The organism is Serratia sp. CY38905, from assembly GCF_052168875.1.
GTDB classification, from domain to species: Bacteria; Pseudomonadota; Gammaproteobacteria; order Enterobacterales; family Enterobacteriaceae; genus Serratia; species Serratia sarumanii.
The window spans coordinates 1-1,425 of the sequence record NZ_JBJNLV010000044.1 but is presented as its reverse complement, the minus strand read 5'-3'; the positions used below and the strand labels follow the sequence as shown (position 1 = coordinate 1,425).

Here is a 1,425-nt window from a genome sequence, read left to right as displayed (position 1 = left end):
ACGCGTAATGCTGGTCACTTAAGGGTGGCCAGCAACTTTTTTATCTGGGTATTTCCTGCTTCTGGCTCTGAGCTCTCTCGGATAACTTCGCTCTCTGCGCCCCGGCAACACCAGCCATTTTGCCTGTTCATACAACGTTCTGAGCTCTCCCGGCATCTTGCCCGGAGAGCACCAGGGTAACGTGATTAACAGCCGCGTGATTTCGCTTAGCGCACCACTAAAACTCAGTTGATAAGGCAGGTAATCGCCTTTCAGATGGCTCGCCATGTTGACCATCTGATACCTCACCAGGTTGTATGTCAGTAGGATCCCCCACAGTTCCTGTCTCACCAGGTCCGGCAACCGGCTTCTTAGCGTCCAACGACTGTCCAGCATCCCTTGTTTCACTTCCCGGTAACCCAGCTCTATTTCCCATCGGTTTCTATATAACTCACTGATATCATTACCAGGGTAACGGAAGGGATCCACCAGCGACGTCAACACCTGGCGCTCTTTCCCATCCACTCTCCGGGTCAGCAACCTTACCGTCAGCGTCGCAGGAAGTGCCGGCCACTGCTTTCGTGCCTGCGGACTGGTTTTCAGCGTCACCAACTCATCACCACGCCCCAGGCGATGGAGCACTTCATACTGGGTATTCTTTTTCAGCGGCAGCAACCAGTGCCGTTCCTTACCGGCCTGCTGCCAGTGGTGAAGCAACCCCAGAGAGTAGAACCCCTTGTCGAACAGCGTAATACTGTTATCCGGCGTTTTTTCTGCCAGTTGAGCTGCCAGTACCATTTCATTGACCTGTTCACTGTCAAAGGCGCCGGCATTGATAAGATGGCTGCTCAGCTCCATCAGACACACCATTCTCACCTGCGGATAGTTCGCCTCGCCGTTTTGATTACGGGTTCTGCTGAAAGCCGCATTGTTCTCCGGAGTATCTGCCGTACGCCAGACCACGCCATCCACCCCGAAGAGGTTCAGCCCATGCCAGCGTGGGTGTGCCGCCTGCTGATTCCAGTGCCGCTGAGTGATATCGAACAGTTCACGCACGGCGTCTTCACCCAACGTTTTACGGCGCTGGATAACCGAACTGCGGGCAGTGAACGGGCATCCGTTTCGGTCCACAATGTCCATCAGGCCAACGATTTCAGTTATCGGACGGTTGCAGAAAACCGCCATACCAACAACGAGCCAAATCATCGATTCAAGAGGGAGTTTTCGCTTGCGTAGGGTGACGGTATCGGTAAGCGTCAGGGCTTGCTGGATAAATTCAGCGGGGATAAGGTCGGAAAGAGAGCGAGCACGCTCGGGTGTGGTGAAATTGATAATGCCAAGAGCCTGGGAAAGTTCCATTTTAAGGGTCCATGATGATGCCATGAACCCTTTTTACAGCAACTACCGGATCGGTCAATTGATCCTTAAACGATCGGCATTACGCGT

Annotated in this window: 1 protein-coding gene; it reads right to left on the bottom strand. The window is 53.5% G+C overall.

Annotated features, from left to right (window positions below):
* Positions 1 to 18 precede the first annotated feature (18 nt).
* Positions 19 to 1,338, bottom strand: a complete 1,320-nt coding sequence (locus ACJ8MK_RS25970) for an IS4 family transposase (RefSeq protein ID WP_442518124.1) — start codon at positions 1,336 to 1,338, stop codon at positions 19 to 21.
* Positions 1,339 to 1,425: the final 87 nt, after the last annotated feature.